Origin of the sequence: Glycomyces sp. NPDC021274 (genome assembly GCF_040641195.1) — a bacterium.
Lineage (GTDB): Bacteria > Actinomycetota > Actinomycetes > Mycobacteriales > Micromonosporaceae > Glycomyces.
The window spans coordinates 583,511-605,017 of sequence record NZ_JBFADC010000002.1; the positions used below are offsets into that span (position 1 = coordinate 583,511).

17 protein-coding genes are annotated in these 21,507 nt (G+C 70.9%); 6 read left to right on the forward strand and 11 right to left on the reverse strand.

Translation table 11 applies throughout. From position 1 onward, the window contains the following. Positions 1–426, forward strand: a complete 426-nt coding sequence (locus tag AB0I03_RS06555; protein WP_360407458.1) for an SgcJ/EcaC family oxidoreductase — start codon at positions 1–3, stop codon at positions 424–426. Between the two features lie 44 nt (positions 427–470). Here the strand turns inward: AB0I03_RS06555 and AB0I03_RS06560 are convergent, their stop codons facing one another. From AB0I03_RS06560 to AB0I03_RS06585, 6 genes are all read right to left on the reverse strand, one after another. Beyond that, positions 471–2,990, reverse strand: coding sequence for a glycoside hydrolase family 2 protein (locus AB0I03_RS06560; protein ID WP_360407461.1), 2,520 nt, complete (start codon positions 2,988–2,990; stop codon positions 471–473). Positions 2,991–3,051: 61 nt separating this feature from the next. Then, on the reverse strand, positions 3,052–3,948 hold the full coding sequence (locus AB0I03_RS06565) for an ATP-binding cassette domain-containing protein (RefSeq protein ID WP_360407464.1): 897 nt from the start codon (positions 3,946–3,948) through the stop codon (positions 3,052–3,054). After that, entirely contained in the window at positions 3,945–4,829 is an 885-nt protein-coding gene (locus AB0I03_RS06570; RefSeq protein ID WP_360407467.1) for an ABC transporter ATP-binding protein, read from the reverse strand. Before AB0I03_RS06570 ends, AB0I03_RS06565 begins: the two co-directional genes overlap by 4 nt. Continuing rightward, positions 4,826–5,767, reverse strand: coding sequence for an ABC transporter permease (locus AB0I03_RS06575; RefSeq protein ID WP_360408122.1), 942 nt, complete (start codon positions 5,765–5,767; stop codon positions 4,826–4,828). The genes AB0I03_RS06570 and AB0I03_RS06575 overlap by 4 nt, the downstream gene beginning before the upstream one ends. Before the next feature lie 112 nt (positions 5,768–5,879). Beyond that, the gene (locus AB0I03_RS06580; protein WP_360407470.1) at positions 5,880–6,869 is read right to left on the reverse strand and encodes an ABC transporter permease; all 990 of its coding nucleotides are present in this window, start codon (positions 6,867–6,869) and stop codon (positions 5,880–5,882) included. 27 nt (positions 6,870–6,896) lie between these two features. Further along, positions 6,897–8,564, reverse strand: coding sequence for an ABC transporter substrate-binding protein (locus AB0I03_RS06585; protein ID WP_360407473.1), 1,668 nt, complete (start codon positions 8,562–8,564; stop codon positions 6,897–6,899). Between the two features lie 378 nt (positions 8,565–8,942). Here AB0I03_RS06585 and AB0I03_RS06590 point away from each other — a divergent pair, with 378 nt between their 5' ends. The 3 genes from AB0I03_RS06590 (at position 8,943) to AB0I03_RS06600 (ending at position 12,600) form a co-directional block, all read left to right on the forward strand. Continuing rightward, positions 8,943–10,130, forward strand: a complete 1,188-nt coding sequence (locus AB0I03_RS06590; RefSeq protein ID WP_360407476.1) for an ROK family transcriptional regulator — start codon at positions 8,943–8,945, stop codon at positions 10,128–10,130. A 177-nt stretch (positions 10,131–10,307) separates the two neighbouring features. Continuing rightward, a complete protein-coding gene (locus AB0I03_RS06595; protein WP_360407479.1) occupies positions 10,308–11,513 on the forward strand; it encodes an MFS transporter in 1,206 nt (401 codons plus the stop codon). An 88-nt stretch (positions 11,514–11,601) separates the two neighbouring features. Then, positions 11,602–12,600, forward strand: coding sequence for an NAD(P)-dependent oxidoreductase (locus tag AB0I03_RS06600; RefSeq protein WP_360407482.1), 999 nt, complete (start codon positions 11,602–11,604; stop codon positions 12,598–12,600). On the opposite strand, the gene AB0I03_RS06605 is transcribed toward AB0I03_RS06600, so the two are convergent. Then, positions 12,601–13,563 (reverse strand): WYL domain-containing protein, encoded by a 963-nt coding sequence (locus tag AB0I03_RS06605; protein WP_360407485.1) that lies wholly within the window; start codon positions 13,561–13,563, stop codon positions 12,601–12,603. A 110-nt stretch (positions 13,564–13,673) separates the two neighbouring features. On the opposite strand from AB0I03_RS06605, the gene AB0I03_RS06610 reads away from it, so the two are divergent. Then, a complete protein-coding gene (locus AB0I03_RS06610) occupies positions 13,674–14,069 on the forward strand; it encodes a RidA family protein (RefSeq protein WP_360407492.1) in 396 nt (131 codons plus the stop codon). Positions 14,070–14,113: 44 nt separating this feature from the next. Here the strand turns inward: AB0I03_RS06610 and AB0I03_RS06615 are convergent, their stop codons facing one another. From AB0I03_RS06615 to AB0I03_RS06630, 4 genes are all read right to left on the reverse strand, one after another. Beyond that, the gene (locus AB0I03_RS06615) at positions 14,114–14,857 is read right to left on the reverse strand and encodes an alpha/beta fold hydrolase (protein ID WP_360407495.1); all 744 of its coding nucleotides are present in this window, start codon (positions 14,855–14,857) and stop codon (positions 14,114–14,116) included. 97 nt (positions 14,858–14,954) lie between these two features. Further along, positions 14,955–17,696 (reverse strand): beta-L-arabinofuranosidase domain-containing protein, encoded by a 2,742-nt coding sequence (locus AB0I03_RS06620; RefSeq protein WP_360407498.1) that lies wholly within the window; start codon positions 17,694–17,696, stop codon positions 14,955–14,957. A 92-nt stretch (positions 17,697–17,788) separates the two neighbouring features. Next, positions 17,789–19,414: a family 43 glycosylhydrolase gene (locus tag AB0I03_RS06625; protein WP_360407501.1), complete on the reverse strand. Its 1,626-nt coding sequence runs from the start codon at positions 19,412–19,414 to the stop codon at positions 17,789–17,791. Positions 19,415–19,518: 104 nt separating this feature from the next. Continuing rightward, a complete protein-coding gene (locus tag AB0I03_RS06630) occupies positions 19,519–20,133 on the reverse strand; it encodes an RICIN domain-containing protein (protein WP_360407504.1) in 615 nt (204 codons plus the stop codon). Positions 20,134–20,463: 330 nt separating this feature from the next. On the opposite strand from AB0I03_RS06630, the gene AB0I03_RS06635 reads away from it, so the two are divergent. Next, the gene (locus AB0I03_RS06635; RefSeq protein WP_360407507.1) at positions 20,464–21,501 is read left to right on the forward strand and encodes a LacI family DNA-binding transcriptional regulator; all 1,038 of its coding nucleotides are present in this window, start codon (positions 20,464–20,466) and stop codon (positions 21,499–21,501) included. The last annotated feature ends 6 nt before the right edge of the window (positions 21,502–21,507 follow it).

Sequence of the window (21,507 nt, forward strand, 5' to 3'; positions counted from 1 at the left end):
ATGCACACCAGCGAAACCGAAGTGAGGGCGCTCTTGGAGGCCCGCGTCGAGTGCAGCCGCGACAAGGACGTGGAGCGGCTCATGTCGCTCTTCTCCCCCGGCATCGTGTACGTCGACGTCGTCCCGCCGCTGCGGATCACCGGTCGGGACACCGTGCGCGCCAACTTCGAGCGGTGGTTCGGCGAGTACGAGGGCCCGATCGACCTCGAGACGCACGACCTCACCGTCGAGGCCGGCGAGGACACCGCCTACGCGCACATGGTGCACCGCGACACCGGGACCCTGAAGGACGGCACCGTGCGTTCGGTGCTCGTGCGCTCCACGGTCTGCCTGCGCCGCATCGAGGGCGAATGGCTGATCACGCATGAGCACGTCTCGGTCCCGATCGATCCGGCCACGATGCGCGCCTGGCAGCCGCAGGAGTGAACGGGCGGCCGGGGGGCGAAGCGGCACTTCGCCTCCCGGCCGCTTCAGCGCACGTCGTTCGCGCAGCGCAGGGTCGCGGCGAACGCGGCCGGGTGGCCTGCGGGCGAGTGGATCCTGATCTGGGCCGACTCCCCTGTTCGGAGCGTCAGCATCCCCTGCTCGGCGCGGGCGGCCGGATCGACCTTGTCCGCGTGGCAGAACAGGTCCCGCACCAGGGATGTCGCGGTCACGTGCAGCACGCAGCCGCCTGCGGCGGGCTCGGCGTCCACGGTGAACGGGCGCGGGTCCAGGTCCTGGTCGAGCACTTCGGCGGCGTAGTGGAACGCGGGTGCGAAGCCGTCGCCTTCGGCGCGGATGAACTCCGCGCCCGGATCGGTGTACGCCGCGACCTCGGCCGGGACGACGACCGTCGCGCTGTCGCGGGGTTCGACCCGGGCGTCGACCACGGCCTTGGCGAGCACGGTGCCGTCGAAGGCCTCGCGGGTCAGGGTGAACGAACCGGCGTAGGCCTCGCCCGTGTCGTTCACGAGGACCAGCGCGAGCTGGTCGAACTCGGGCACGAGGCCTTCCCAGGCGTTCGCGTAGCTCGCCGCCGACGGGCGCGGCTGGAGCGTCGCCAGCCGGGGCGCGTAGGCGTCGCGCAGGGCGTGCCAGAGCGGCTTGCGGTGCCCGTTGAAGTCGACGGCGGCCCAGGAGACGACGGGCCAGTTGTCGTTGAGCTGCCACATGATCGTGCCCGAGTTGTGCGGGGTGAGCGACCGGTAGTGCTCGATCCCGAACCGGACGGCTTGGGCCTGGTTGAGCTGGGTCGTCCAGTGCCAGTCCTGGATGGACTGTGGGTCGGGCAGGTGGCCCTGCCAGCCGCGCTGCAGCTTCTCGTTGCCGCGGTTGGCCTTCTGGTGCACCAGCATCTGCGGGCCGAACGGGTCGAGCGGCTCGTCGTGCACCACCGAGGTGAGGGTCGACCAGGCGGGCGGGCCCTGGAAGCCGAACTCGGCGACGAAGCGGGGCCGGTAGTCGGCGTACACCTTGTAGTCGACGCGGTTCCAGACGTCCCAGACGTGCATCGTCCCGTACCGCTCGTCGTTCGGGTGGCGGTAGTCGCCGAAGGAGTACGGGCTCGCGGGCGTGTACGGGCGGGTCGGGTCGAGTTCGGCGCAGAGGTCCGGCAGCAGCTCGCTGTAGTAGGCGTCGCCCCAGCCGCGGCCGCCGAGGCGGTGGGCCCAGTTCCAGTCGACCGAGCCCCAGGTGTTCTCGTTGTTGCCGTTCCAGAGCACGAGCGAGGGGTGCGGGCTGAGCCTGGTGACGTTCTCGCGGACCTCGGCCTCGATCTCGGCGCGCAGCGGGTCGTCCTCGCTGTATGCGGCGCAGGCGAACAGGAAGTCCTGCCACATGAGCAGGCCGTGCTCGTCGGCGAGGTCGTAGAGGTCGTCGGACTCGTAGATCCCGCCGCCCCACACGCGCAGCAGGTTGATGTTCGCTTCGAGCGCGTCCGCGACGCGCAGCGCGTACCGGTCGCGGTCGATCTCGGTGAGGAACGCGTGGTCGGGGATCCAGTTCGCGCCGCGCACGAGGATGCGCTCGCCGTTGACCTTCAGGTGGAACGGCGCACCGTGCTCGTCGGGCGCGGTGTCGAGCTCCACCGTGCGGAACCCGACCCGACCGTGCCAGGTCCCGAAGCCCACTTCAACGTCCACGCTGTACAGCGGCTGGTCGCCGTAGCCGACCGGCCACCACCGGGCCACGTCCGGCACGTCGGAGACGACCACAATGGAGTCAGTGCCGGCGGGGACGGTGGCGGCGGTCTCCAGCGGGCGGCCGTCCGGGCCCGTGACGACGATGAGGGCTTCCACATCTTCGTCGCCCGCCGCGCGTTCGATCTCGAGATGGAGGGTGAGGACGCCGTCGTGGCCGCCCTCGGCGTTCGCGACCACGTCGACGAGGGGCCGGACGGACGCGACCCGCGCCCACGACCAGGATTCGAGCCCGATCGCCTTCCAGATCCCCGCGCCCGCGACGTCGATGCCCCAGTCCCACCCGAACGAGCAGGCCATCTTCCGCAACTGGTTGTACTCGTGGTGGTTGGTGCGCGGCAGCGCGCCGTCGCGCTCGGCCCGGGCCGCCGCCTCCGGAACCGGGGCGGCGAATTCCACGGTGAGGGTGTTCGCCCCTTCGCGCAGCGCCTTCCGCACGTCCCAGCGGTAGCCGCGGTGCTGGTTCTCAGTGCGGCCGAACTCGATCCCGTTGAGCACCAAGGTGGCCACCGTGTCCAGGCCGTGCGCGACCAGGTCGTGGCGGGCCGAGCCGTCGTCTGACCAGTCGAACACCGTGGTGAACCGCCAGGACGTGTCGCCGATCCACTGCTGCGCGGACTCGTTGTCCCCGTCGAACGGATCATTGATCAATCCGGCTCGCAGCAGGTCCAGGTGGGCCTCACCGGGGACGACGGCAGGCACGCCCTCGGCGAGCGGCGCGGCCACCGCCTCGGGTGCATCGGCGGCGAGGTCGGCGGCGGTCAGCGTCCACCCCTCGTGGAGCGCGCGGAAATACGGCGGGTGGGTCACGGTGACTCCTCATTGGTCGAAGGGCGGACTTGGTGAGGGGCGGATCGGTACGAGGGGCGGTTCAGGCGGGCACGGCGTTGCGCGCGGCGGCCTCGCGCCATTCGCCGGCGAAGTGGTCGTAGCAGGTGCTGTTGTCGATCGCCTCGCGGTCCACGGCCGCCTCCGAGGTCACGCGCCCCGGCCGCTCCGGGTCGGGGGCGGCCAGCGCGAGGAGCTTCGTGTAGTCGTGGTGCGGGTCGAGGATCACGGCGTCGGAGGGGCCGCGTTCGACGACCCGGCCGCGGTAGAGGACGACGATCTCGTCGGAGAAGTGGCGCGCGGTGGCGAGGTCGTGGGTGATGTAGAGGACCGCCAGCTGGTCCTCGCGCTGCAGGCGGCCGAGGAGGTTGAGCACGCCGAGGCGGATCGAGACGTCCAGCATGGACACCGGCTCGTCGGCGATGAGGACCTGCGCGCCGGGGGCGAGGGCCCGGGCGATGGCGACGCGCTGGCGCTGGCCGCCGGAGAGCTCGTGCGGGCGGCGGGGCGCGATCGTTTCGGCCGGGGTGAGGTTGACGCGTTCGAGCATCTCGAGGACGCGTCGATGGGTCTCCTCCTGGGTCTTGGTGCGGCCGTGGATCTTCAGGGGCCGGGCGATGTGGTGCTCGATCGAGTGGAACGGGTTGAGGGAGGCGAAGGGGTCCTGGAAGACCATCTGCACTTCGCGGCGGTAGTGGCCGTTCGCGACGGGCGTGCCGTCGTCGAGCCGGACCTCCACGGTGCCCGAGGTGGGGCGCTCCATGCGGGTGAGGATCTTCGCGATCGTGGACTTGCCCGAGCCGGACTCGCCGACGAGGGCGACGGTGCGGCCGGGGGTGAGGTCGAGGCTCACGTGGTCGACGGCCCGCAGGCGGGTGCGCTTGAGTCCTGACCGGAGCGTGTAGTCCTTGACGAGGTCGGTGATCTTGACGCCGGTCATGCTCGTTCCTCCGCGGTTTCGCTGGTCTCGTCTGCGCTGGTTTCGTCGATGCCGGTGCGGATGAACGCGCCCCGCTCCCCCGAGAGGCTCGGGAAGGAGCCGAGGAGTTTCTGCGTGTAGGGGTGTCGGGCGTCGCGGTAGAGGCGGTCGGCGGCCTCGAGTTCGACGATCTCGCCTTCGAGCATCACGGCGATGCGGTCGCTGATCTCCAGCAGCAGCGGGAGGTCGTGGGTGATGAAGATGACGGCGAAGTCGAGTTCGTCCCGCAGTCGCACGATCTCGCGGAGGATGTCGCGCTGGACGACCACGTCGAGCGCGGTGGTCGGCTCGTCCATGATCATGATCTGCGGTTCCAGGAGCATGGCCATGGCGATCATGACGCGCTGGCGCATGCCGCCGGAGAGTTCGTGCGGGTAGGAGCCGAGGCGGCGGGGGTCGACGCCGACGCGGTTGAGGACGTCTTCGGAGCGTTCGCGGATCTCCTTGCGGGACATGCGGGGCCGGTGGGCGAGGAGGGTGTCCTTGAGCTGCGCGCGGACGGTGGTGACCGGGTTGAGCGCGTTCATGGCGCCTTGGAAGACCATGGAGAGGCGCTCCCAGCGGAAGGCGCGGAGCTCGGCGTCCTCGAGGGCGAGGATGTCGATGTCGCCCTGGTCGCCGTGGAAGGTGATGCGGCCGGTGGCGATGCGGGCCGGCGGGCGGTGGAGGCGGTTGACGGCGTAGGCGAGGGTGGTCTTGCCGCAGCCCGATTCGCCGGCGAGGCCGAGGATCTCGCCGCGGTGGAGGGTGAGGTCGGCGTGCTTGACGGCGGTGATCGGCTCCTCGGTCTCGTAGACGACGGTGAGGTCCTCGACGGTGAGCACGGGTTCGGCGGTCTTCATCGGACGGTCTCCTCGTCGGTGGGAGCGGCCTGGCGGGGCACCTTGCGTCCAGCGCGGGCGAGCTCGCGTTCGAGGCGGAGCGCGCGGCGGGCCCGTTTGCGGTGCAGGCGGAGGTTCTTGAGCTTGGGGTTGATGATCTCGTCGATCGAGAAGTTGATGAGGGCGAGCCCCATGCCGTAGAGGGCGATGACGAGCCCGGGCGGGACGAACCACCACCAGGCGCCGAGCGGGAGCGCGAAGCCGTTCTGCGCGTAGAAGAGCATGGTGCCGAGGGTGGAGGAGTTGGAAGCCCCGAGGCCGATGAAGGACAGGCCCGCTTCGCCGAGGATGGCGCTGATGACGGCGAACACGAACTGGGAGGCGATCACGGGCAGCAGGTTCGGGAGGATCTCGACCACGATGACGCGCCAGGGGCGTTCGCCGGAGACCTGGGAGGCGGCCACGTAGTCGCGGTTGCGCACTGAGAGGGTCTGGGCGCGCAGCACTCGCGCGGAGGCGGCCCAGCTGGTGACGGCGAGGACGACGGCGATCGTCCAGAGTCCGCGGCTTTCGCGGGGCACGAAGCCGGAGATGACGATGACCAGCGGCAGGCCGGGGATCACCAGGAACACGTTGGTGAACAGGGAGAACGCCTCGTCGACGGCGCGTCCTTTGTAGGCGCCGTAGATGCCGAAGAACGCGGAGAGGATCGTGGCGAGCAGGCCGACGATGAGTCCGATCTGCAGCGATCCCCTGGTGGCGTGGGCGAGTTGGGCGAGGACGTCCTGGCCGGTCTGGGTGGTGCCGAGCCAGAACTCGCCGGTGGGGCCGGTGAGCCCCTGGTCGCGGATGACCGTGGGGTCGCCCACGAAGTAGGGGCCGATGAGCCCGAAGAGGCTGATGCCGCCGACGAGGATGAGGCCGAGGGCGAGCCAGGGCGTCATGGTGGGCAGGAGCATCCGCCAGCCCGAGCGGGCGGGCCTGCCGGTCTCGGCGGCCGCTTCGGCCAGCTGCTCGGCGGCGTCCGTCGCCGCGGGAGCGTCGTGCGTGTTGGTCATGGCGGTTCTCCCGTCAGTTCCGGGCGCGGGTGCGCGGGTCGATGACGCCGTAGAGGAGGTCGACCACGAGGTTGGCGCCGAGGACGGCGAGGGTGATGAAGAGGAACACGCCCTGCATGAGCGCGTAGTCGTTGTTCTGGACCGCCCCGAGGAGGCGGTTGCCGATGCCGGGGTAGGAGAACACCTGCTCGGTGATGACCGAGCCGGAGACGACGAAGCCGAGCGAGATCGCGAACCCGGCGACGGAGGGGAGGACGGCGTTGCGGGAGGCGTAGGAGCGCAGGATCTTCCGCGGCGAGAGGCCCTTGGCCTCGGCGGTGAGGATGTAGTCCTCGGACAGGGTGGAGACCATCATGTTGCGCATGCCCAGGAGCCAGCCGCCGATCGAGGCGAGCACGATCGTGAGCGCGGGCAGGAACGCGTACTGGATCGCCGAGGCGATGAACGGCCCGTTCCAGCCCGGCGTGAGCACCACGTCGTAGCCGCCCTGCATCGGGAACCAGCCGAGCACGCGGGCGAGCAGGTACGTGAGCAGCAGCGCGAGCCAGAAGTACGGCACTGCCGCGAGCAGGGTCGTGGCGGGGATGAGCGAGTCGAGCCAGGTGCCCGGCTTCCAGCCGACGAACGCGCCCAGCGCGACCCCGAGGACGGCGGCGATGATCGTCGAGAGGCCGACGAGCACCACCGTCCACGGGATCGACTGGCTGATGACCTCCGAGACGGGGGCCGGGTAGTAGCTCACCGAGACGCCCAGGTCCCCTCGGAACATGTTGCCGAGGTAGTCCCAGTACTGCGTCCACAGTGGCCTCGAGTCGTCGCCCCCGAGGAGGAGCGCGTACGCCTTCCTGGTCTCAGGGCTGACCGCGCCGCCGCGCTGCTGGAGCTTGGCGAGCAGGATGTCGACCGGGTTGCCCGGCAGCATCCGCGGAATCGCGAAGTTCAGCGTCAGCGCCGCCCACAGGGCGATGGCGTAGAAGCCGATTTTGCGCAGGAAGTAGTTCACGGAGTCCTCCTTCGGGGGCGACGAGGGCTAAGCGGCGGGCTCGAGGCGCTTGAAGATCTCGGCGGCGTCCCACGCCGACCAGACCGCCGGGAAGGCGTACAGGTCGTCGTCGGAGGGCCAGCCGGTGAACTTCGCGGTGTTCCACACGCTCGTGGTGCCGCCGGTGAGGATCGGGATGAACGGCATGTCGCGCACGATCTCCGTGTGGATCGCGTCGAACTGGGCCTGGCGCGCCGGGTCCTCAGGGGACAGCAGCGCGAGCTGCGCGATGGCCTCGTCCACCACGGGGTTGGCGTACCGCGAGTAGTTGTTGCCCGCGGTCTCCCCCACCGGCACGCCGGAGGTGAAGAAGTAGTTGTAGACGTAGTACGGGTCGGGCGCGGGGCCCTGCCACAGCGAGTCGATGGCGAGCTGGAAGGTGCCCGAGCCCTTCTTCTCGGTCCACTCGTTCCAGGAGGACTGCGCGGCCTTGACCTCGATGCCGGCGGCCTTCGCCTGGGAGGCGATGGTGTCGACGGCGGTGATGTAGTCGGTCCAGCCGGTCACGACCTCGACAGTGAGCGAGAGGCGCTCGCCGTCCTTGGCGTAGATGCCGTCGTCGCCCTTGGCCCAGCCCGCGCCTTCGAGGATCGAGGCGGCCTCGGCGGCGTCCGGCTCCATCGGCACCTTGGGCTCCTCGACCGAGGCGCCGACGTACTCGTCCTGGCTCGGCGTGAGCGCGAACGTCGGGGACATGTCGCTGGCGGTGTCCATGAACGCGAGGCTGTTGAGCTGCGTGCGGTCCATCGCGTAGTAGAGCGCGCGGCGCACGGCCGGATCGGTCTGCGGCCCTTCGCAGCCCAGGTCCGCGTTCGAGCACGTGGAGAGGACCATCTGGTTCTGCCACTGCGTGTACGCGTCGTAGTTCGGGAAGTTCTCGTTCGTGTTCTGGATGTCCGGGATCGGGCCCGTCTGCCAGTCGATGGTGCCCGCGGCGATCGCGTCGGCCCCGGCCTGGTTGCCCGAGAGCGCGAGGAAGCGGATCTGCTTCACCTCGGGCTCGCCGCCCCAGTAGTCGGGGTTGGCCTTGTAGGTGAACGCCTGCGGCTTGAAGTCGTCGAGCAGGTACGCGCCGGTGCCGACGGGCTCCTCGTTAACGTCCTCCGCGGGGTTGACGTCCTGCCACAGGTGCTCGGGCACGATCGGGGTGCTCATGAAGTCCGGGCCCTTGACGAACGCGGGCGCGGCGAACGTGAAGGTGACGTGCGTGTCGTCGACCGCGACGACCTCGCCGTCGAAGCCCCCGTTGTTGATGGCGGGGTTGTCCTTGATCATCTGGAACGTGAAGGCGACGTCGGCGGCGGTGAACGCCTCGCCGTCGCTCCACTCGACGCCCTCGCGCAGGGTCACCGAGAGCTCGGTGCCGTCCTCGTTCCAGGCCTGCTCGGTCCCCAGGAGCGGGACCGGCTCGGCGACCTGCGCCTTGTTGTAGAAGAACAGGGATTCGTAGATCGTGCCGAGGGCGCCGATCCGCGTGGGCGAGAACGGGTTGAAGTTGATCTGGTAGTCGCCGGCCTGGCCGGTGTAGGCGATGAGCGTCGAGGGGTCGCCGCTGCCGCCGGAGCCGCCTGAGGAGCAGCCGGTCGCGAGCAGGCCGAGCGCGGCCGCTCCCGCGAGCAGTGCAGCGGCACTTCGCCTTCTGAGTTGGAGAGACATCATTGTCCTTTCAGGACCGTGAGGAGGGAGTTCCCACGGGACGGAGGGGTGGCGTCCGCGCCGGGCGCCGAGTTTATTATTGACGCGTTAAATTAAAGGTGTCAAGAACAAGTTTCCACTGAATGAACGAACGGGTTCGCGAGGAGAGCGCATGACCGCGACCGGCGCCTGCCGCTGCGCGAGGGACGGGCGCACGCACTGCGCCGCCGATGCGGCGGCCACCGTGCGCGGCGGCCGGTCGCGCGCGCCGGAACCCCGAGGCAATCCCCTCGAAGCGGGCACGCGGGGCAAGTATGGTGGTGCGGATCGGTCGCCCGAATCGGGCGGCCCCGGCAGGCTCAGGAGGTCGCATTGAGGTCGTTCGGCTCGGACACGCGGATGTCCACGCTGGCCGTGGTGCTCGACCTCATCCGGGAGCGCACCACCGTCAGCCGCGTGGAGCTCGCGGAGGCCACCGGCCTGACGCAGGCGACCATGACGCACGCGGTGCGGCGGCTGATCGCGCTCGGCATGGTGCACGAGGTGGGCACCGCCCGCTCGGCGCGCGGCACGCCGCGGCGGCTCCTCGAACTCCAGCCCGACGCGCGGCACATGGTCGGCGTCCAGTTCGACCGGTACACGGCCCTCGGCGTCGTCGTCGACCTCGCCGGGCGGGTGGTGGCGCAGACGGCGATGCCCGGATCCGGGGACCGCGACCCGGGCGCGGTGCTCAGCGACTACGCCGCGAGCATCGAAGCGCTGCTGAAGGACTCAAGGGTGCCGCGCGACGGCGTGCTCGGGATCGGCCTCGCGACGCACGGCCCGCAGGACCGCGACGCGGGCGTGCTCCTCACCGACTTCCCCGCACCCGCCTGGCGCGACTACCCGCTCGCGGCGGAGCTCTCGGCGGCCACCGGACTGCCGGTGCGGATCGAGAACGACGCCACCGCCGCAGGGCTCGGCGTCCAGGCGCAGGGCAGCGCGTCCTCGAGCTTCGCCGTCGTGTTCATGTCCGGCGGCATCGGCTCCGGCGTCATCCTCGACGGCTTCCCCTACCGCGGCGTGACCTCGAACGGCGTCGAACTCGGACACATCTCCGTCGACGCCCTCGGCGAGGTCTGCGGGTGCGGCAACCGCGGCTGCCTCGAGATCATCGGCGGCCCGAACGCCGTGGTGCGCAACGCCAAAGCCCACCCGGGCCTGCGCGAACGCCTCGACCTCGAAGGCGACCAGCTCGACGCGTTCATGCGGATCGGCCGCGCCGCCCTCGCCGGCGACCCCGACGCCGCCGCGCTCATCGACGCCTCCGCGCAGATGCTCGCCGTCGCCACCGTCTCGCTCGTGAACATGTTCGACGTCGGCCGCGTCGTGCTCGCCGGGCGGGCCTTCGCCGACCTCGGCCCGCGCTACCGGGACGCGATCCAGGAAGTGCTCGACCGCGCCGTGTTCATGCGCCAGGTCCACAATGTCCAGGTCGAGCTCGCCGTCGACGTCTCCCAGGCCCCGGCCATCGGCGGCGCGGCGATGGTGCTGCGGAACTTCCTCGAGTCCTCCGGCCTGCGCGACCGCGACGCCGCGAGCACCTGAGGCGGCCCCGCCGGTGGCGGCCGCTCGCTCCGCTTGCGCGGGAAGGCATCCGATACCTAGACTGAAGCGGCCCCGAATGCGCGACTCCCTTCACCGCAGCCACTCGAGCGGTCCTGTTCGGCGCGCCAGGCGATCGTTCCTCCCGAACGGCACTCGAAGCGACCGAGGCGGACCCAGATGACGGTACTGTCCGATTTCGACAGACGATCGGTGGCGGCGCTGCTCGCGCTCGCCTTGGCCGCGTTCTGCTACGTGACAGTCGAGACCGTTCCCGTGGGGCTGCTCGCCGAGATCGCCGCCGACCTCGACGTGTCGCCCTCCCGGGTGGGCCTGCTGGTCACCGGATACAGCGTCACCGTCGCCGTGCTCACCCTGCCGCTGGTGAAGCTCGTCGCCAAGGTGCCGCGCCGCCCGCTGCTCCTCGCGCTCATGGCCGTCCTCGTCGCCGCGACGGCGCTCTCGGCCGCGGCCCCCACCTACGAGCTGCTGTTCGCCGCCCGCGTGGCGACCGCACTCAGCCAGGCCGTGTTCTGGGGCATCGTCGCACCGGTCGCCGCCGGCATGTTCCCCGCCCACGTCCGCGGGCGGGTCATGGCCGTGGTCTTCACCGGCGGGTCCATCGGGCCGATGCTCGGCGTGCCCGCCGGAACCTGGCTGGGCCAGACCGCGAACTGGCAGACCGCCTTCCTCGCCTTCTCCGGACTGGGCATGCTCGCCCTGCTCACCCTCGTCGTCGCCCTCCCCGCCAAGCCGACCCGGAACGAGCACGCCGGCCACGGCACCACCCCGGACACCCGCCAGTTCACGCTGGTGCTCGTCACCACCACACTCGCGGTCGCCGGGTTCTTCGCCGCCTTCACCTACACCTCGACGTTCGTCACCGTGGTCGCCGGCATGTCCGCGGCGCTCATGGGCCCGCTGCTCCTGGCGCGCGGCCTGGCCGACTTCGGCGGGATCACCGCGGGCGGCGCCCTCTCCGACCGGAACCAGCGGCTGGCCGTGATCCTGCCCGTCGGCCTGCTCGCCGCGACGATGCTCGCCATGTTCGCGTTCGGCACGAACCCCTGGGCCACCGCGGCGACCATCGTCCTCACCGGCCTGGCGATGGGCGCGCTCATCCCGGCCCTGCAGAACCGGGTCATGGAGTTCGCGCCCCGCAGCACCGACACCGCCTCGGCCGGGAGCTCGATCGCGTTCAACATCGGCATCGCGCTCGGCTCGTCGCTCGGCGGCCTCACCCTCACCCAGGCGGGACCGCGGGCGACCGCGCTCACAGGTGCGGGATTGGCGTTCGCGGCGCTGGCGTTCGCGGCGTCGATGAAGGCGAGCGCGAGGATCGAAGCGGAACCGGCCCCTCACCGCGCTGAGACGGGCGAACGCTGAGCACGGGGGGCCGCGGGTGGACCCCTGGCAGGGTCTCCGCGCCGCCGGTACACTTCGCCGCGTCGCGAACCGATAGGAGAACCACAGCATGCGCATCGTCGTCATCGGCGGCTCCGGCCACATCGGCACCTTCCTCGTCCCGCGCCTCGTGCGCGCCGGACACGAAGTGGTCAACATCAGCCGCGGCACCAGCACCGCCTATGCCGACGCGCCCGAATGGGCGCAGGTGCGCCAGGTCGTGGCCGACCGCGAACGGCAGGACGCCGAAGGGGTCTTCGGCGCGACGGTCCGCGACCTCGCACCGGACGTGGTCGTCGACCTCGTCTGCTTCACCCTCGCCTCCGCCACCGCGCTCGTCGAGGCCCTGCGCGGCGGCACCGCGCACCTGATCCACTGCGGCTCCATCTGGCGGTACGGCAAGAGCCGCAAGCTCCCCATCGACGAGAGCGGCGACGGCGCCGAAGCGCCCCTCGACGAGTACGGGATCCAGAAGGACCGCATCGCGCGGATGCTCAAGCAGGAGACCGCATCCGGCGGCCTCGTCACCACCTCGATCCACCCCGGGCACATCGTCGGCCCCGGCTGGCACCCGATCGGCCCGCTCGGCAACCTCGACCCGGCCGTCTGGTCCGCCATCGCGAACGGGCAGCCGCTCCAGGTCCCCGGCAGCGGCGCCGAGACGATGCACCACGTCCACGCCGACGACCTCGCCCAGGCCTTCCAACTGGCCGCCGAGCACCGCGACGCCGCCGCAGGCGAGGACTTCAACATCGTCGCCCCGAGCGCGCTCAGCGTGCGCGGCTACGCCGACATCGCCGCCGCCTGGTTCGGCCGGACCGCGACCCTCGAGCCGGTGAGCTGGGACGAGTTCCGCGCCTCCACCGCGCCCGAGCACGCGGACGCCTCCTGGGGCCACCTCGACCGCAGCCAGTGCTTCAGCATCGAGAAGGCCAAGGCCCGCTTGGGATACGCCCCGGCGTACCAGCCCGAGCAGGCCGTCCTCGAATCGCTGCGCTGGCTCGTCGGCAACGGGAAGCTCGACCTGCCCGTCCCGCTGGGCGAACCGCCGGTTCCGCCTGCGGCCTGATCATGCATAGCGGGCCGCCAGTGCCGCCGCGCGGGCGTGCAGTGCGGTGCGCAATGACTGCGGCGCAAGGGCTTCGGCGTCCGCGCCGAGCTGCCACAGCGCCCATTCGGCATGCTCGGCGTCCTGGTAGGCGACCTCCAGCCGCACGCGGCCGTCCGGCTCAGGGGCCTCCGCGCGCACGGCCACCGCTGACTGCAGGAGGTCGTCCCGGCGCTCCGGGACGACCGTGACCTGCACGGTGAGATGGCCTTCGGACAGGAACCGCGCGCACCGCTCCTGCCAGATCCGGTCGAGGTCGACCCGGTCGGGACGCTCGGCCGGTTCCGGGAGTGCTTCGGCGGCAAGACAACGCGAGAGCCGGTAGGTGCGGTCCGCGCCGGAGCGCGTGGCCAGCAGGTAGGTGCGGTCGCGCACCGTGACCAGGCCGAGGGGGTCCACCGTGCGCCACTCCGGCGTCTCACCGGCGGCCGCGTAGTGCAGGCGCACCCGGCGTCCGGTGAGCACGGCGCGCCGGACCTCGTGCATGACGATCTCGGGGACCGCTTCGGCGGTGCGCCGCCGCGAGAGCAGGTCCGTCTCGGGTTCGACGAGGAACCGGCCCACCGCGTCGTCCACTGTGGCCTGCTGGCTCTCCGGCAGGGCGTCGACCACCTTGCGCATGGCCGAGGCCAGCGCCGAGCCGAGGCCGAAGGCCCGCTCGCCGCGCCCCGATCCGGCGGTGAGGAGGGCCAGTGCCTCCTCGTGGTTGAGGCCGGTGAGTTCGGTCCGGAAGCCGGGCAGGAGCGCGAAGCCGCCGTGGCGGCCGCGTTCGGCGTAGACCGGCACGCCTGCGGCGGAGAGCGCTTCGATGTCGCGCAGCACGGTGCGGGTGGAGACCTCGAGTTCGCCCGCGAGGCTTTCGGCGGTCATCCGGCCGCGCTGGCGCAGGAGGAGGACCAGGGAGACCAGTCGGTCGGCGCGCATGCGGAAAATGGTACCGGAATACGTGACAGCAGATGTCGTGATTCGGTGCGAGGCTCTGCTCTGCGGCGGCAGCGTGCCGCCGCTGTGCATGGAATGGAGCCGACGTGGCGATGGAACGAACTGCGGTCAACCCGGTGGACTGGTCGCTCGAACTGGGGTTCGACCAGGGTGAGCTGGTGTCGGGGCAGACCCGGACGCTGTACTGCTCGGGACAGACCGCGATGGACGGCGAGGGCAGGCCGCAGCATGAGGGCGACATGGCGGCGCAGCTCGCGCTGAGCCTGGACAACCTGGAGGCCGTGCTCGGCGCGGCGGGGATGTCGCTGTCGAACCTGGTGCGGCTCAACGTCTACACGACGGACGTCGACCTGCTGTTCCCGCATTACGGGGTGCTGGCCGCGCGGCTCGGTGCCGCGCGGGTGGCGCCGGCGACCACGATGCTCGGGGTGGCGCGGTTGGCGGTCCCCGGCCAGATGGTCGAGCTGGAGGGCACTGCCGTCGCGTAGCGCGCGCCGCTCCTCGTGCCGGGTCTCCGGCACGAGGAGCGGAATCACGCGTGGCGCAGGAGGAACGCTTCGGTGAGCTCGAGCAGGTGCTCGCGGGCGGGGACGGTCTCGAAGCCGTGGCCGACGCCGTCGAGCTGGTGGTATTCGAGCTGCGAACCGTAGAGGCCCTGGTAGCCGTCGAGGATGCCGGGGGCGAAGACGTGGTCCTCTGAGCCGGCGGCGAGGAGCACGGGGCCGGCGTGGCCGCGGGCGTCGGCGAACGCGTCGATGGTCTCGGCGTCGTCCGCGTAGCGCTTGAAGATCGGGGTGCCGCCGAAGTCGTGGTAGCCGTGCTCGGCGATGATGGCCTGCCGTTCCCGGGTGACCTCCGCGTCCACTGCGATGGCTGCCGGGGCCCACAGGGCGAGGGAGCGGACCTGGCGCTTGGCGGCGGCGAGCGAGGCGGTCAGGCCGCCCATGCTCATGCCGAGCAGGGAGAGCCGCTCGGCGTCGACGCCGCTGTGGCCGCGGACCGCTTCGAGCACGGCGAGGACCTGCGAGACCTGGTCGGAGACGGTGATGTCGCCGTAGGCGCCGTCGGATTCGCCGCCGCCGGCGAAGTCGAAGCGGTAGGCGGCGATGCCGCGTTCGGCCAGGCGCTTTCCGAGTCGCACGAACGTGTGCCCGAACTCGGTGCGGGTGCCGGAGAAGCCGTGGCACATGACGACCGCGGGGGCGGGGGCCGTCTGCGGGAGGTGCAGGGTGCCGCGCAGGGTGCGGCCTTCGTGCTGGACGTCTAGGGGTTCCATGCCACGCAACCTAACATCGCGAAAGGGTTTCGACGGAGCGGTTGGCGGGTCTCCCGGAAGGTGGGCCCGGCCTCGGCGGGCCGGGCCCGCGCGGGGGTCAGACGAACCGCCAGAGGTGGTCGGCGGCACCGGTGTCGTCCCAGGTGACGACCTGGGCTCCTTGGGTCTTCGCGGCGTTCTGGACGCCGAGGACCTTGCCGCCGTTGGCGCATTGGATGCGGAAGGCGCCGTTGGAGCGGTAGCGCAGGCGCCACCGGTGGTCGTTCGTGCCGTTGTCGTCCCACTGCAGCACGCGGGCGCCCGCGGCGGTGGAGGCGTTCTCGACGCCGAGGACCTTGCCGCTGTTGCCGTTGCGGAGTTTGAAGTAGCCGCCGGTGTCCAGGACCGCCGTCCAGAAGTGGTCGGCCGTGCCGGTGCTCCCCCACTGGACGGCGAGGCCGCCGTTGGCGGTGGACATGTTCTGGATGCCGATCACCATGCCGCTGTTGACGTTCTGGATGCGGCGGGCCCCGTCGGGGACGAAGCGCCAGAAGTTGTCGGCGGTCCCGTTGTCGGAGTCCTGCACGGCCTGGCCTCCGGCGGCGGTGGAGGCGTTGAGGATCGCCAGGAGCTTCCCGGTGTGGGCGTTGCGGATCTTGTGGCGGCCGTCGCCGTTGTCGACGACGGACCAGAGGTGGTCGGCGGTGCCGGTGTCGTTCCACTGGACGACGCGGGCGTTGTCGGCGGTCGACATGTCCTGCACGCCGAGCACGAGGCCGGAGTTGCGGTTGCGGAGCTTCACGTTCGCGCCGGAGGCCACGAGATCCCATCTGTGGTCGGCGGTGCCGGTGTCGTTCCATTGGAGGGCGGGACCGCCGGCGGCCGTTGACATGTCCTGCACGCCGAGCACGAGGTTCGAGTGCGCATTGTAGAGCTTGAACGCGGGAGCCCCGGTCGAACCGCCTTCACCGGAGGCGTTCCAGTAGACGGTGTAGTTGTGGCCGTGGGCGTCGAAGAACGGACCGAGATTCACAGTGGCGCCGTCGGCGGTGGCGGTGAAGGCGAGCGAGGAGGCGCTGGTCCGCTGGATCGAGTCGGGGTCGAGGAAGGGCAGGGTGCCGAGCGCGGTGCCCCCGTAGTCGCCGGAGAGCACCGTGGGGCCGAAGACCACCGCCGAGACGTTCTCATCGTCGTTGGCGGCCTCCAGTGCCACGCGCATCGGGAGTTTCACGGTGACCGTGTCGCCTGAGGTCCACGAGCGGGTCAGCGCCGCATAGGTGCCCGGTGCGGCGGGGATCGACTGGGCCTGGCCGTTGACGCTGACGACCGCGCCTTCGGTCCAGGCGGGGATGCGCAGGCGCATCGTCCAGGAACCGGCGGCGCTGCCGGCGACGGTGAGGGTGGTCGTGTCGCTCACCGGGTACGACGTGGACTGCACGACGGTGATGCCGCGCTCGGTCCAGTTCAGGCGCGAGGGCGTGTACAGGTTGACGTACAGCGTCGTGTCGGCCCGGAAGTACACGGAGTCCATGAGCTTCGTGAACGTCTCGATGCCGGTGCCTTGGCAGCACCAGAAGGAGTTGTAGTCGGTGCTCCAGGTGCCGCCGCCCCAGGCCGGGCCGACGCCGCGGCGGCCCCCGGGGTTCAGGGGCGTGAAGTAGGTGATGTGCCCGTGCCGGTCGGCCGGGTTCTGCCAGCCGATGAGGTGGTTGAGGAGGGCCCGTTCGTAGAAGTCGAAGTACGCGGCGTTGTCCGGTTCGAGCAGCCACAGCTCGCGGGTGAGGCGCAGCATGTTGTAGGTGTTGCAGCCTTCGCACGTGTCGGTGTCGAGGTAGGCGGCGATGGCGTTCGGCGGGCGGAAGTGCTCGGCCTCGGAGTTGCCGCCGATCGCGTAGGTGTGGGCGTCGACCACGAAGTTCCAGAAGTTCGACGCGATGGAGCGGTAGCGGGCGGTGCCGGTGGCCTTGTACTCGCGGGCGGCCCCGATCGCCTTGGGCACCTGGGTGTTCGCGTGCAGGCCGTTCAACCGGTCCTGGCCGTTCGCGAGCGGGTCGAAGACCGCGGCGTGGTCGAACCGCTTGGCGGCCGTGAGCCAGCGCTCGGTGCCGGTGTGCTGGTAGAGGTCGGCGAGGACGGCGTTCATGCCGCCGAACTCGCGGGCCAGGACGGTCTGCATCTGGGAGGCGGAGAGGCGGGCGGTGCGGGTGTCGACCCAGCCGGCGAGCGCGAGGAGCACGTCGCGGGCCTGGGTGGAGCCGATGAGCCGCCATACGTCGAGCAGGCCCGCGAGGGTCTTGTGGATGACGTAGTACGGGACGTTGCCGTTGGTGAGCGTGCCGTTCTCGAGGGCGGTGAAGTCGGATTCGGGGAAGCCGCAGAGGTACCCGGCACTGAAGCCGGCGGCGGCGTTGTTGGCCTGGCACTTGGCGAGTTCGGCGACCATCGTGGCGGCCTTGTCGCGGCAGGTCGTGTCGCCGAGCACGGCCCACGCCTGGGCCCAGGCGGTGAGGAAGTGGCCCTGCATGTGGGTGCGGAAGGGGAAGTTCGGGGCGTCCCAGCCGCCGTTGGAGGCGGCGCCGCCGGTGGAGAGCCGGTGGTTGGCGCGGAAGTTGTAGAGCAGCCGGTCGACGTCGACGAACCGCAGGTACGCGAGGGTGCGGTTCTGGTTGTCGAGCCAGCGGCCCGCGTTGAGCGTGACCTGGCCCAGGGCGAACTCGTGGGCGGCGGCGCCGATATCGGGCCGGGCGGTGGCGAGCGCGGCTTGGGCGTGGCCGCCGCCGATGCCGGGGGCGGCGGTGGCCACGGCCGCGACGCCGGCGGCCTGGATGAGTCTGCGGCGGCTGAGTGGGGACGTCGACATGAGGGGTACCTCCGGAAAGGAAAATGTTACCGAGAACCCACGCTAGCAAAGATCGACACGTTTGAATACAGCGCGCGGTCTTCGCTTGCGGCTCAGGGGGTCGTGACGTCGAACCTCTTGACCGTGACCGCGCCGCCGAGCGCCTGCGTGGCGTGGTTGAAGACGCCGAAGCGGTAGCCCATGAAGAACGTCCAGTTGCTGTTGAGCGTGAACCCGGGGCCGAGGCGGACGAAGTTCGATCCGTCGGTGCTGTAGGAGAACAGGGCCTGGCGGCCCGCGCCGGGGCGGATGTCCGCGGTGGCGCGCAGCCAGATCCGGGTGTCGCACAGGTCCGCGGCGGCGCGCTGCGTGCCGGTGCCGGTGGTGTTCCAGCTCGAGTCCATGGTGAGGCCGTCCCACATGACGGCCCGCAGGACGCCGTTGTCGCGCCGCACGCCGATCCAGGCCGAGGCGTCGCGGAGCATCGCCAGGCCGGTGCGGTCGCCGTCCCTCATGGCGGAGAGGTCGAGTTCGACCGTGGCCGTGGAGCTCGGGCCCTGGATGCGGTGGGTGAGGGTGTTGCGGGCCGAGTAGAGGTCGTTCGTCACGGTCGCGGTCTGGAGCCGGAGGCCGTTCCCCGAGGTCCACTTCGTGTTGTCGGGGTTGTGGTTCCACTCCCATTTGGCCCCGAGCGCGGTGGTCGTGAACGTGTCCGCGCCGGTCATCGGCGGCACCGGGCGCGGGGTGAGGTTCGGGAACGGGTAGGTCTGCCCCCAGGCGCCGTTCACCGTCTGCACCTGCGGCCAGCCGTCCGAGGTCCAGCTGATCGGCGCCATCGCCGGCATCCGTCCGCCGGGGTAGGCGTCGACGAATCCCATGTAGTACCAGGCGCCGCCGGGGGTCGAGATGAGGCCGCCCTGGTGCGGGACGCCGCCGCCGGGGATCGGGCCCGGCATGTCGAGCAGGACCTGCCGGAGTGTGTAAGGGCCCCAAGGGGATGCGGCTTTGAGGATGTACTGGCCGTTGGCGGGGCGGGTGAGGAAGATGTAGTAGCTGCCGTTGATCTTGTAGAAGCGGGCGCCCTCGAGGGTGCCGATGTTCGAGGGTGTGGAGAAGACCTGCTGGTTGCGGACCTCGGTCCGGCCGTCGGCGGAGAGCTGGGCGACGGAGATCTGGGTGTTGCCGTAGGCGACGTACATGGTGTTGTCGGTGTCGATGAGCATCCCGGCGTCGTAGTAGGCGCGGGGCAGCTCGGCGTGGCGGGTCCAGGGCCCGGCGGCGCTGGTCGCGGTGTACATGTAGGAGCGGGCGAAGTCGATCTGGCCGAGCCAGTAGAAGCGGCCTTCGCTCGCGCGGTGGGCGAGGGTGGAGGCCCAGATGCCGCGCACGTAGCCGCGGCCGCCGCTCATGTCGTACTTGGCGCCGAAGTCGAGCCTCGGCACGGAGTGGCCGATGAACTCCCAGTTGACGAGGTCCCAGGAGCGCAGGACGGGCGCGCCGGGCGAGTAGTGCATGGTGGACGCGGTCATGTAGAAGACGTCGCCGACGCGGATGACCTCGACGTCGGCGAAGTCCTGCCACACGACGGGGTTGGTGTAGCTGGACTGCTGGGCCTCGGCCTGGCCGAGCGCATAGGGGCCGTAGACGGCCGCCGCGGCTCCGGCGGCCAGACCCGCGCCGGCGATGAACAGGCCGCGGCGGCTGGTGGTGAGGTCGAGGGCGTGGTCGATCCGGTTCATGGCAGTGCTCCTCGGTCGAAGTCGGCTTCCCGGGCGGTGGCCGGGGCGGGAGGGAGGGGCGGCCGGTCGGTAACGCTCGTTGGCACCGGCCGCCCCACGGGGGATCAGGCCTGGGTGTCCTCGCGGATGTCGGCGAGGACGGTGTCGGCGCCGCACGTGGAGCCGACGGGGTTGAGCTGCCACTGCTGGTTCGTGGCGCCGGTGACGGTGTACTGCACGATCGGCGAGCCGGGGGTGGTCGACCAGTTGTGGACGTCGAGGGCCTTGCCGGAGTGGCGGTTGACGATCGAGTAGTAGCCTTCGGCGTTCTCGGTGACCTTCCACTGCTGGTTGACGCCGCCGACGTCGGTGTACTGGGCGATGGTGGCGCCGTTGGCGGTGCTGAAGTTCCAGAGGTCGAGCACGAGCCCGGAGTGGCGGGCCTGGATCTTGTGGTAGCCGTTGCCGATGTCGATGAACCGGAACTGCTGGTTCGCCCCTTCCCAACCGGTGTACTGGGTGAGGGCGGCGCCCGTGGCGGTCGAGGCGCCCTGGATGTCGAGGACGAGGCCGGAGTGGCGCGACTGGACGGTGTACCAGTCGCTGGCGGTCGGCTGGGCGTCGGCGCGCTGCGCGCCGAGGCCGAGCAGGCCGGCCGTGGCGAGCACGGCCGCGACCGCCAGGGCGGTGAGGACGCGGGCCCACCGGTGGAGGACCGCGAGGTCGGGTGCCGCTTGCATCAATGACTCCCTAATGGATTCGGTGGCCGGGGCGGAGCGTTGCGCGGGCGTGGGGGTTCGGAGGGGTCGGCGCCGACGCCGGTGCGGGTCAGGAGGCGGTGCTCCGGGGCGCTGGGGTCGGTGGGCTGACGTGGGGCATCGCTGTTCCTGTTCGAGTGTCGAACGCCGCCGCGCAGCGGCGGCGCTCGAGTGCCGGGCTCGATCGCTCGAAATTTTCGATTGTCTCATCGAAACTTCCGGTTCTAAGTTATCGATAACCGTCGATGCGTGTCAAGAGCGGGGCCGTCCTCGACCCGGAATGATCGACGCGACCGCAGCTAGAATCCACGAATGACCTCCTCCCCCGACTCCCCCGCTGCGCCGGAAGGCGAGCCGTTCACCATCGCGCAGCTCGCCGAACGCGCCGGCGTCTCCGTCGCCACCGTCTCCAAAGTCGTGAACGGGCGCCTCGACGTCGCGCCCGAGACCCGGGAGCTGGTCGAGACGCTCATCAGCCGGCACGGCTACCGCCGCCAGAAGCGCCCGTCCCGTCCCGCGCCGCTCATCGAACTCCTCTTCCACGAAGTGCGCGGGCTGTACCCGGTCGAGGTCATCAACGGCGTCAGCACCGTCGCGCGCGCGAACGGCCTGGGCGTCGTCGTCTCCGAGCTCGGCGGCAGCCACGTCCCCGGCCGCGGCTGGGTCGAGGACGTCCTGGCTCGCCGCCCCGTGGGGGTCGTCCCCGTCTTCTGCGGCGTCACCCCGGAGCAGCGGGAGCGCTTGCGCACCAGGGACATCGCCATCGTCGCGGTCGATCCCACGGGCGAGCCCGGCCATGACGACCCGTCCGTGGGCACGAGCAACTGGAACGGCGGCCTGGAGGCCACGCGGCACCTGCTCGAACTCGGGCACCGCCGCATCGCCGTCATCACCGGCCCTGAGCGGGTACTCGCTGGCCGCGCCCGGCTGGACGGCTTCCGCGCCGCGATGGACCTCGCCGGCGTGCCCGTGGACCCGGAACTGGTGTGCGTGGGCGACTTCCAGATCGAGGACGGCCGCGACCACGCCAGGACCCTCCTGCGCCTCCCGGACCCGCCCACGGCGATCTTCGCCTGCAACGACGGATCGGCGCTGGGCGTCTACCACGCCGCCGCCGAACTGGGCCTGCGCGTGCCCGACGACCTCAGCGTGGTCGGCTTCGACGACCTGCCGAAGGCCAAGTGGATGATCCCGCCGCTCACCTCGGTGCGCCAGCCGCTGCACGACATGGCCGCCGCGGCGGCGACGATGCTGCTCGACCTCGCGGCGGGGCGCACCCCGCCGAAACGGCGCGTCGAGATCGCCACGGAACTCATCCTGCGCTCGAGCACCGCTCCGCCCGCCCGCTGAACCGCG